A 10,058-nucleotide genomic window follows, 5' to 3' on the forward strand; every position below is an offset into this window, starting at 1 on the left:
TTTGCGTTTTTAAGTGACGAATTCCGAGTATTCTGAGACAAATTCCGGGTCTTGATGTGACAAATTCAGCGTTTCAGTGAGACAAATGCCGTGTATTATGTGGCACGTTTAAAATATGTGTCTCATTATAAAACGATGCCACGGTCAAGCGCTCTGATTGTCACCAAGCACAACCACCTGATCGAGGCAACCTACATGCTCAGTTTGTCTGAGCAACGGCTGTTGCTCCTGACGATTGCGCGGATCGACAGTCGGGCGATTCTGGAACCCGGAATTTGTCACACAATCACGGCGAGCGAGATCGCAGATTCTTACAGCCTCCCGCGTGATCAGGCTTACGAACTGTTGATCAATGTTGCCGAGCGCCTCTATGAGCGATCCGTAGTCATCTGTGATCCGGATCCGGATCGCCCCGATGTCTCGCAACTGCGAACGCGCTGGGTGGCCAGCATCCGCTATCTACCGAGCCGTGGATCCATCGAGCTGATCTTTGCTCCGGCCATCCTGCCGTTCCTGAGCCAGCTCAAGCGCAAATTCTCCAGTTACCGTCTGGAGCACGTTGCACCCATGACGTCGATCTACGCCATCCGGCTGTACGAGTTGTTGATTCAGTGGCGCGAGTCGGGGACGCGCACGGTCGAGATCGATTGGTTGCGTGAACGCTTCGAGCTTGGCGACAAGTACCCTAATATCCGCGACCTCAAGGCCCGTGTCCTGAATCCGGCCATCGACCAGATCAACGCCCACAGTGATCTCTACGTGAAGTGGGAACAGCATAAGCGCGGTCGTGTTGTTCACGCTCTGACCTTCACCTTTGGTCCCAAGGCCGGGCAGACGTCCGAGGCCGAGGCCAAGCCCCAGTCCCCGGCCAAGTCCGCCAAGCCGAAGCTCTCGCGCGCCTACATCGAACAGCATGCCCAGCCTGGAGAGAGCTGGGAGGAGGCCACGGAACGCTGTCGCCGGAAGCTGGAGCAGGAGAGTGCCTGATTGAGCGATGACCATGGCACCTATCTGGTTCGGCTGATCCCTGAGCAATCGGGGCCGGTGCTCATCGGGCGACTCGGCACCCTCACGCTCGCCGGCGGAGAGCTGCTCTATGTTGGCAGTGCGCTGGGTCCGGGCGGACTGGCGGCGCGCTGTCGCCATCACGGGCGACTGGCGGCGCGTCCGCATTGGCATTTGGACTATCTGCGCCCGCACTGTCGGGTGGCGGGCTGCTGGGTTGCACGGGGACTGGAACGGCGCGAGCATGTCTGGGCACGCGCACTCGGTACGCTGCCGGGCGCCTCCTGGCCTCTGGCGCGCTTCGGAGCGAGCGACTGCGATTGTCCGGCGCATCTGATCCGGCTGGATCGGGTGCCGGAGACAGCGGCGTTGAGCGTGCTGTTGGGCGTGTCGCTCGTCTGGCGGGCGGCGCCGGATCAGTTCGAGGAGCCTGAACCATGACGGAGACATCGATGGATATCGCACTGTGGCCGGCGGATGAGGTCAACGCCGAGGCCGAGCCTTCGCCCGGCTTCGAAGATGAGGGATCGCCTCCGGATGAGAGAGTGTCCACGCCTGTCGTGGCTGGCGAGTCGGCGGGCAAGCTCGCCGAGCGGCCCGAAGGGTGCGCACCGGCCATCGAGATCATGGCCCCGCTCCAACCACCCCGCTCCGTCGCCCTCTACATCGACGGCGACAACCAGTCACCGGCCATCGCGCACGATCTGCTGGCGAGCGTTCGTCACGATTGGGGGCTGGAGGTCTCGCGTGTGGTGCTGGCCGGCAATGATCATGGTCACACGGTGCCGCGCTGGCTGACGGCGTTGGCCAATGAGGCGGTGCATGAGGATCGGATCCTGGCGTTGCGCGTGCAGAGAAAGCCGGAGGCGGCGGATCTGGCCGTGATCCTGGAGCTGGGAGCGAACATGGAGCAGCATCGTCAGGGGCCGGATCTGGTGGTGGTCGTCTCGCGTGACGAGTGGCTGATCGGAGCCGCTGAGGCCGTACGGGCGCGCGGCTGTCGGGTTTGGGTCGCCTATGCCGAGAATGAGGCGGTGGCGGCTCACACCCAGTTGCCGACGCTGCTCTTGCCGGCGGTCAATCGCGCCCAGGCCCAGGCCAGAGCGGCAACCGCCACCCCCAAGACGCCGGTCGAAGGCGTGACGCCGACGGTGCCTGCGTCCTCAGTAACGTCTACAGCGGCTGCACCAAGGGTGAAACCAAAAGAGGCAGCACCGCCCAATCAATCGACACCATCGCACAAGGCGCTGCTTGCTCAGGTACGTGCACAGTGCAAGGTACAGCCGGGCGGCGGGTATCTGGCGACGGAGGTCGGACAGGCGCTCTACACGCTGGGCCTGACCGACAAGGCGGCGCGGAACCGGTTTCTGAAGGCTGTTGCGGACTTGCGGGAAGTCGGGGCAGGAGGCGCTAAACGACTGATGTTCTGACCCAAGCCATTGAGCATGATCAGCCGTTCTGATCGCGCCAGGCTTTTCCCCGCGCTCCTGCGCTCTGAGGCACAAGAGACGCGGGGACAGCGCGATCAATGCTTGGCGTACCCGATGGCTTCCAGCGCCTTCTGGATCTCATCGAGGATGGCCGGATCATCGATGGTCGCCGGCAGGTTGTAGTCCTTGCCGTCGGCGATGGCCTTCATGGTGCCGCGCAGGATCTTGCCCGAGCGGGTCTTGGGCAGACGGTCGACGATGGCCACCATCTTGAAGGCCGCGACCGGGCCGATCTGATCGCGCACCAGATCGACCAGCTCCTTGATCAGCATCGTCTTGTCGCGCTCGACACCCGATTTGAGCACCACCAGCCCCACTGGCAGCTCGCCCTTGAGCTGATCCGCCGCGCCGATGACGGCGCACTCGGCGACATCCGGATGCGAGGCCAGCGCCGCTTCCATGCCGCCTGTCGACAATCGATGCCCGGCGACATTGATGATGTCGTCGATGCGGCTCATGACGAAGATGTAACCGTCCTCGTCCATGTAGCCGGCATCCCCGGTCAGATAGTAGCCGGGCTGGGTCGAGAGATAGGACTGCACGAAACGCGCGTCATTGCCCCAGAGCGTTTGCAGACAGCCGGGCGGCATGGGCAGCTTGATCAGGATGCGCCCGACTTGACCGGCTCGCCCTCGTCGTCGAGCACGCGCACGTCGTAGCCGGGCACGGCGCGAGTCGGCGAGCCGGGCTTGACCGGCAGCGGCTCGATGCCCAGACAGTTGGCGGCGATGGCCCAGCCGGTCTCGGTCTGCCACCAGTGATCGATCACGGGCACGCCGAGCGTGCGCTGCGCCCATTCGAGCGTATCCGGATCGCAGCGCTCACCGGCCAGGAAGAGCGAACGGAAGCGTCCGAGATCATAGCGCTTGAGATGCTCGGCCCTGGGGTCTTCGCGCTTGATGGCGCGGAAGGCGGTGGGCGCGGTGAAGAGCACCGAGACCTGATGCTCCTGGATCACGCGCCAGAAGGCGCCGGCATCGGGCGTGCCGACCGGCTTGCCCTCGTAGACGATGGTGGTGCAGCCGGCCAGCAGCGGTGCATAGACGATATAGGAGTGCCCGACCACCCAGCCGACGTCCGAGGCGGCCCAGAAGACTTCGCCCGGCTCGACGTCGTAGATATGGCGCATGCTCCAGGCCAGGGCAACCGCATGACCGCCGTTGTCGCGCACCACGCCCTTGGGCTGACCCGTGGTGCCCGAGGTGTAAAGGATGTAGAGCGGGTCCGTGGCCTCGACCGGGACGCAGTCGGCGGGTTCGGCGCCGGCCATGGCCTCCGCCCAGCTCAGGTCGCGCCCCTCGATCAGCACACCCAGTTCCTGCGGACGTTGCAGGATGACGCAGTGTTCCGGCTTGTGCGCAGCCTGATCGATGGCCGAGTCCAGCAGCGGTTTGTAGTGAACGATGCGGTTGGTCTCGATGCCGCACGAGCCGGCGACCATGACCTTGGGTTTGGCGTCGTCGATGCGGGTGGCCAGCTCGTGCGCCGAGAAACCGCCGAAGACCACCGAATGGATGGCGCCGATGCGCGCGCAGCCGAGCATGGCCACCAGCGCCTCGGGCACCATCGGCATATAGATGATGACCCGTTCGCCCTTTTCGACGCCCAGCGACTTCAGCACCCCGGCGAAACGCGCGACCTGATCCTGCAACTCGGCATAGGTGATGACGGTCTTGGAATCCGTGACCGGGCTGTCGTGGATGATGGCCGGCTGATCGCCGCGTCCGGCCTTCACGTGGCGGTCGACGGCGTTGTAACAGGTATTGAGCCGGCCGCCCTTGAACCAGCGGTAGAAGGGCGGGTTGGAGTCGTCCAGCACCCGGTCCCAGGGTCGATCCCAGTCGATCAGCTCGGCGGCCTCGGCCCAGAAGGCCGATGGATCCTGCATCGAGCGGTCATAGAGGGTTTGGTAGCCCATTTTTCGTTCTCCGATGGTGGCCCAACAGTGATGGAGTGCCCCTGGGACATGGCTATCCCAAGGGACACCTTAATGGGATAGCGCTTGACCGAACGGCTCGCGACGCTCCAATCAGCGCGCAGCGATGGCCGCGAAGGTGTCGGCGGCGGCGTCGAGCGTCGCTTGGATGTGCTCATCCGTATGCATGATGGAGACGAAGCCCGCCTCGAACGCCGAGGGCGCCAGATAGACGCCGCGCTCCAGCATGCCGTGGAAGAAGGCCTTGAACTGATCCTGATTGCAGGCGGTGGCCTGCTCGTAGTTCGTCACCTGCTGATCGGTGAAGAAGATCCCGAACATGCCGCCGGCCTGGTTGGTGGTCAGCGCAATGCCCGCCACCGCCGCACGCTCCTTGAGGCCGGTCATCAGGGTCGTCACCTTGGCCGCAAGCTGGTCGTAGAAACCGGGCGCCGAGATCAGCTCCAGGGTCTTGAGCCCGGCGGCCATGGCGATCGGGTTGCCCGACAGGGTGCCGGCCTGATAGACCGGACCGAGCGGCGACAGACGCGACATGATTTCCTGCTTGCCGCCGAAGGCGCCGACCGGCATGCCGCCGCCGATGACCTTGCCGAGCGCGGTCAGGTCGGGCTTGATGCCGAAATGCGCCTGAGCGCCGCCGAGCGCGACGCGGAAGCCGGTCATGACTTCGTCGAAGATCAGCACCGAACCGTACTGGTCACAGACCTCGCGCAGACCTTCCAGGAAGCCGGGCACGGGCGGGATGCAGTTCATGTTGCCGGCGACCGGCTCGACGATGATGCAGGCGATCTCGGAGCCGATCTCGGCGAAGGTCTCGCGCACCTGATCGATATCGTTGTAGCGCAGGGTGATGGTCAGTTCAGCCAGCGCCGCGGGGACACCGGGTGAGCTGGGTTCACCGAAGGTCAGCGCGCCCGAGCCGGCCTTGACCAGCAGCGAGTCGGCGTGCCCGTGGTAGCAGCCCTCGAACTTGACGATCTTGTCGCGCCCGGTATAGCCGCGCGCCAGACGCAGCGCGCTCATGGTCGCCTCGGTGCCCGAGCTGACCATGCGCACCATGTCCATGCTCGGCACCAGCTCGCAGACCTTGTCGGCCATGACGGTCTCGAGTTCGGTCGGTGCGCCGAACGACAGCCCCTTGTCGAGCCGCTCGCGCACGGCGGCCAGCACCTCGGGGTGGGCGTGACCGAGGATCATCGGACCCCAGGAGCCGACATAGTCGATATAACACTTGCCGTCGGCATCGATGGCATGGGGACCGGAGGCGCTCTCGAAGAACACCGGGTCGCCGCCCACTCCGCGGAACGCCCGCACCGGCGAGTTGACGCCGCCGGGGATGTGACGCTGCGCGGCGGCGAAGAGGTCGTGGGATCGGCTCATCTCAATGGGTCTCCTTCGGAAACAGGTTGGTATAGGCACGGGCGGCGGCGGTGATGTCGGCTTGGGCGAAGACGCCCGTGACGACCGCGAGCATGTCGGCCCCCGCCGCGATCAAAGGCCCGCCATTGTGTGGCGTGATGCCGCCGATCGCAACCAATGGCAACGTAACCCGCCGACGGGCCTCGGTCAGCAGGCCGGGATCGGGGCGCACGGCCTTGGGTTTGGTCGTCGAGGGGAAGAAGCTGCCGAAGGCGACGTAACTCGCGCCGTTAGCAGCAGCCGCTTCGGCCAGTGCGAGCTGGTCGTAGCAGGAGACGCCGATGATGGCGGTCTCGCTGAGCCGTTCACGTGCGGCGCGCGGGTCCGGATCGTCGCGGCCGAGATGTACGCCGTCGGCACCCAGCTCGACCGCCAGATCGAGATCGTCATTGATGATGAGCGGCACACCGGCCGCGCGGCAACGGGCGAGCAGGGCGGCGGCGCGCCGGCGACGCTCGTCGCGTTCGTAGGTCTTGTCGCGATACTGGATCACACGCGCCCCGCCGTCGATGGCCGCATCGACCTGATCGACGAGCGTCGCGATCGTCAGCGGCGCATCGGGCGTGATGGCATAAAGACCTCGGAGAGATGTGTTCGACATGCGACTGTTTCGATTGTGTTGATTCTGTGTGTTCAATCGGCCGACGCTTGGCTGTAGAGCCGGTTGGGTGTCAGTTGACAGCGCCCCGTGCGCAAGGCCCGTTCGAGCGCCGTCCAGGTATAGGCCTGAGCCGACTCGACGGCCTGTATCAGCGTCATTCCATGCGCCAGACGCGCGGCGATGGCACTGGCCAGGGTACAGCCCGAGCCGTGGTACTCGCCGGGCAGACGTGGCCAGTCCCAGGCGTGGCGTTCGCCGTTCGAGCCGAACAATCGGTTGGTGACAGCCTCGGTCGCGTCATGGGTGCCGGTGATCAGTACCCAGGGCGCGCCGGCCGCGAGCAGACGCTCGGCACAGTCTTCGGGCGCATCGGCGCCGGTCAGGGCGCGCGCCTCGGGCAGATTGGGCGTGACCAGCGTGCAACGTGGAATGAGCGCCTCACGCACGGCCTCGCGCAACGCGGCATCGGCGACCGACTGGCCGGCACCTGTCGCCAGTACCGTATCCAGCACGACCGGAACGCGCGCACGCTCAGCCGTCGCGAGCGTGTCGATGAATCGGGCCAGCATCCGGGCGATGTCAGCGCCGCCGATCAGACCGATCTTGAGTGCGCTGGGCGGACTGTCGCTCAGCAGGCGTCGGCAGTGCGCCTCGATCTGCTCAGGCGGCTGCGGATGGATCTGAGCCAGTCCGCAGGTATCCTGCTCGGTCAGCGCCGTGATCACGGTCAGCGGAAAAGCGCGCGCCGCCTGCACCACCTCGGCATCGGCGAGGATGCCGGCCCCGCCGCTCGGATCATGTCCGCCGACACAGAGCACCAGCGGTCGATCGGGTCGTTGGGCCTCCGTCATGGCGTACCCCAGGCTTCAGCCGTGGCTTGAACTGCTCGACCACGCCCCGATTCTGTCCGCCAGATCATCGTGCGCTTCGCCGGCCTATCGGTCGGGCAGGCGCCGAATTTACCCAGACTCAGGAAGCTGTAACCGTACATGAATACCTATCAATGTCTCGTTTGCGGGCTGATCTACGATGAAGCCCAGGGTTGGCCGGATGACGGTATCGCGCCCGGCACCAAATGGGAAGACGTCCCATCTGACTGGAAGTGCCCCGAATGCGGCGTCGGCAAGGACGATTTCGAGATGGTCAGGCTCTGAGCCGACGTCGCCGCGACGGTGATTCGAAGCCATGGAACGGCAAGCCGCGAACGTCGTTCCGGCCAAGTCGTTTTTTCTCGACTACACTCCTTCGCATGGACGCCATCACATCTCCCACTCGGGTTCTGGAGACTGGCTTCGATCATGATCTGGCCAGACTCGCCAGGCGTTATTGCGAACTCATCGAGACACGCGCGACCAAGCGCGGTCTCTGGCTGGCGCGGATCGCCGAGTTGTTGCCGCGACTGCATGCCGGCGTCAGCTCGCTCGTGGCCGCCGAACCGCCGCCCGGCGATCGGCCGGAGCCTGTCGATCTGGATGCGCGTTTCGAACTCTTCAGTCAACTGCGCCACCTGCTGGCCGACTGCGATCCCTACTGGCTCGAATTCGACTCGGTGGCCGACGGCATGACCGCCATGACCGGCAGCCTCGCCGACGATCTCACCGACATCTATTGCGAACTCAAGCAGGGTCTGACGCTGTTCGAGTTGGACCCGGACCGTGCGGTCACGGCCTGGGCGTTGGGCTACAGGCAGCATTGGGGACAGCACCTGGTCGATGCCGAACGCCATCTGGCCATGCTCCAATCACAATCACGGCTCGATCTCTAATACCGTGCATTTTACGCTGGCATTCCCGGTCGGCTTTCTGCTACGCTCCCGCGCTGATTTTTCGCGTGATATCCCACGTATTTTCGAGTTTTCGAGAGGATTCCACCCATGTCCCTGGCGATCACCGAAGCGGACCTGACACTGACCGGCCCGGCTCAGGCCAAGATGAGCGATCTGTTCCAGCAGGTCGACGACAGCGTGCAGGGCGTGCGCGTCTTCGCCACTGCCGGCGGCTGTAGCGGCGTCAGCTTCGGCATGACCTTCACCGACGTCATCAACGAGGACGACGGCGTTCTGTCCTTCGACGGCTTCAAGGTCGTCGTCGACGACGGCACGCTCGAATATCTGCGCGGCGTCGAGATCGATTTCGTCGATCAGGGCGACGGCAACGCCACCTTCATCTTCAACAACCTGCCCCAGATGGGCGGCGGCTGCGGCAGTTGCGGCTCGTCCTCGGGCGGCGGTTGCTCCTGATCGACAGCGGAGTCCTTCGCGCATGATCCGAGTCGGAATCGTCGGCGGCACGGGCTATACCGGAGCCGAGCTGCTGCGTCTGCTGGCGCGTCATCCTCAGGCTGCGCCTGCCGTCATCACCTCGCGCAGCGAATCCGGTCTGCCGGTGGCCGAGATGTTTCCGCACCTGCGCGGCCGGCTGGATCTGTGCTTCAGCGAACCGGATACCGGCGCCCTGGCCGAGTGCGATCTGGTCTTCTTCGCCACGCCCAACGGCACGGCGATGCAGTCCGTGCCCGAGCTGCTCGAACGCGGCACGCGCGTCATCGATCTGGCCGCCGATTTCCGCTTGAAAGACCCCGCACTCTGGGAACGCTGGTACGGGATGCCGCATCAGTGCCCGGATCTGCTCGCAGAGACCGTCTATGGCCTGCCCGAAGTCAATCGTGACGCGATTCGTCGCGCGCGGCTGATCGCCAATCCCGGCTGCTATCCGACGGCTGTGACCCTGGGCTTTCTGCCGCTGCTCGAACGGCGCGCAGTCGATCCGTCCTGGCTGATCGCGGACGCCAAGTCGGGCGTGAGCGGTGCCGGTCGCAAGGCCGAGACCAGTCTGCTGATGGCCGAGGTCGGCGAAAGCTTCAAAGCCTATTCGGTGAGCGGCCATCGTCATCTGCCCGAGATCACCCAGAATCTCCAGACCTTCGCCGGGATCGAGGTCGGCCTGACTTTCGTCCCGCATCTGGTGCCCATGATTCGCGGCATCGAGGCTACGCTCTACGCACGCCTGACCGATGACGGCCTGGATCTCGCCGCCCTGTACCAGTCGCGCTATGCCGACGAACCCTTCGTCGATTTCATGGTAAGCGGCAGCCCGGACACCCGCTCGGTGCGCGGCTCCAATGACTGCCGGATCGCCGTGGCACGCCAGGGCGACATCGTCATCGTGCAGTCGGTGATCGACAATCTGGTCAAGGGTGCGGCCGGACAGGCGGTGCAGAACATGAACCTCATGTTCGGATTCGACGAGACGCTCGGTCTGGAAGCCCTGGCCATGTTGCCTTGAGGTGTGTGGCGGTTCGCGGAATATCCTCCGCGATCTGCCGCTCGCTGATCGGGTCGATGCACCCGAACCGACGCAAGTCACCGCTCCGCCCGGCTTGAACATCGCCCGTAACAGACGCATGTTTCGTCCCTGAACAGTTTCAGTCTGGGTCGGATTCGAGCCTGTTTGGAATTCGAGACCAAGGAAACCCAGATTCAGTCGCTACCGGGCGTCAGCATCACTGGACGCCCGGTCCTGTCTTTGACCCGGGTCCGAAAAGTCCGGGTTCTTGCGGAGAAACCGATGAACGCCGAAGCCGATCTCGAAGCACCACTCGTCTTTAC

Annotated in this window: 11 protein-coding genes and 1 pseudogene (1 of these 12 running past the window's edge); 8 read left to right on the forward strand and 4 right to left on the reverse strand. The window is 64.6% G+C overall.

The window, feature by feature from the left end; genetic code table 11:
• Positions 1-135: 135 nt before the first annotated feature.
• From ALVIN_RS00480 to ALVIN_RS16380, 3 genes are read left to right on the forward strand one after another with little or no spacing between them, the layout of a single operon-like run.
• The gene (locus tag ALVIN_RS00480; RefSeq protein WP_050750259.1) at positions 136-987 is read left to right on the forward strand and encodes a RepB family plasmid replication initiator protein; all 852 of its coding nucleotides are present in this window, start codon (positions 136-138) and stop codon (positions 985-987) included.
• Positions 988-1,446: a GIY-YIG nuclease family protein gene (locus tag ALVIN_RS00485; protein WP_012969346.1), complete on the forward strand. Its 459-nt coding sequence runs from the start codon at positions 988-990 to the stop codon at positions 1,444-1,446.
• Complete coding sequence (locus ALVIN_RS16380) at positions 1,443-2,435, forward strand: NYN domain-containing protein (RefSeq protein WP_012969347.1); 993 nt, start codon at positions 1,443-1,445, stop codon at positions 2,433-2,435. The genes ALVIN_RS00485 and ALVIN_RS16380 overlap by 4 nt, the downstream gene beginning before the upstream one ends.
• A 95-nt stretch (positions 2,436-2,530) precedes the next feature.
• Here ALVIN_RS16380 and ALVIN_RS00495 read toward each other — a convergent pair.
• The 4 genes and pseudogenes from ALVIN_RS00495 to thiD form a co-directional block, all read right to left on the reverse strand.
• Positions 2,531-4,413, reverse strand: a pseudogene (locus ALVIN_RS00495) (propionyl-CoA synthetase).
• A gap of 111 nt (positions 4,414-4,524) precedes the next feature.
• Positions 4,525-5,811 carry a glutamate-1-semialdehyde 2,1-aminomutase gene (gene hemL, locus ALVIN_RS00500; protein WP_012969348.1) on the reverse strand — a complete coding sequence of 429 codons (1,287 nt, stop codon included), beginning with the start codon at positions 5,809-5,811 and terminating at the stop codon, positions 4,525-4,527.
• Between the two features lies 1 nt (position 5,812).
• Positions 5,813-6,451, reverse strand: coding sequence for a thiamine phosphate synthase (gene thiE, locus ALVIN_RS00505; protein ID WP_012969349.1), 639 nt, complete (start codon positions 6,449-6,451; stop codon positions 5,813-5,815).
• Between the two features lie 32 nt (positions 6,452-6,483).
• The gene (thiD, locus tag ALVIN_RS00510) at positions 6,484-7,302 is read right to left on the reverse strand and encodes a bifunctional hydroxymethylpyrimidine kinase/phosphomethylpyrimidine kinase (RefSeq protein ID WP_012969350.1); all 819 of its coding nucleotides are present in this window, start codon (positions 7,300-7,302) and stop codon (positions 6,484-6,486) included.
• A 138-nt stretch (positions 7,303-7,440) separates the two neighbouring features.
• Here thiD and ALVIN_RS16805 point away from each other — a divergent pair, with 138 nt between their 5' ends.
• The 5 genes from ALVIN_RS16805 to erpA form a co-directional block, all read left to right on the forward strand.
• Positions 7,441-7,605, forward strand: a complete 165-nt coding sequence (locus ALVIN_RS16805; protein WP_012969351.1) for a rubredoxin — start codon at positions 7,441-7,443, stop codon at positions 7,603-7,605.
• A 95-nt stretch (positions 7,606-7,700) separates the two neighbouring features.
• Complete coding sequence (locus ALVIN_RS00515) at positions 7,701-8,216, forward strand: DUF5063 domain-containing protein (protein WP_012969352.1); 516 nt, start codon at positions 7,701-7,703, stop codon at positions 8,214-8,216.
• A gap of 108 nt (positions 8,217-8,324) precedes the next feature.
• The gene (locus ALVIN_RS00520) at positions 8,325-8,690 is read left to right on the forward strand and encodes a HesB/IscA family protein (RefSeq protein ID WP_012969353.1); all 366 of its coding nucleotides are present in this window, start codon (positions 8,325-8,327) and stop codon (positions 8,688-8,690) included.
• A gap of 22 nt (positions 8,691-8,712) precedes the next feature.
• A complete protein-coding gene (gene argC, locus ALVIN_RS00525) occupies positions 8,713-9,735 on the forward strand; it encodes an N-acetyl-gamma-glutamyl-phosphate reductase (RefSeq protein ID WP_012969354.1) in 1,023 nt (340 codons plus the stop codon).
• A gap of 282 nt (positions 9,736-10,017) precedes the next feature.
• Positions 10,018-10,058, forward strand: the 5' end (the start) of a protein-coding gene (gene erpA, locus ALVIN_RS00530) for an iron-sulfur cluster insertion protein ErpA (RefSeq protein ID WP_012969355.1). 310 nt of this gene lie beyond the right edge of the window; 41 of the gene's 351 nt are visible here — the first part of the coding sequence; it begins with the start codon at positions 10,018-10,020; its stop codon lies beyond the right edge, outside the window.

Origin of the sequence: Allochromatium vinosum DSM 180 (genome assembly GCF_000025485.1) — a bacterium.
Classification (GTDB): domain Bacteria; phylum Pseudomonadota; class Gammaproteobacteria; order Chromatiales; family Chromatiaceae; genus Thermochromatium; species Thermochromatium vinosum.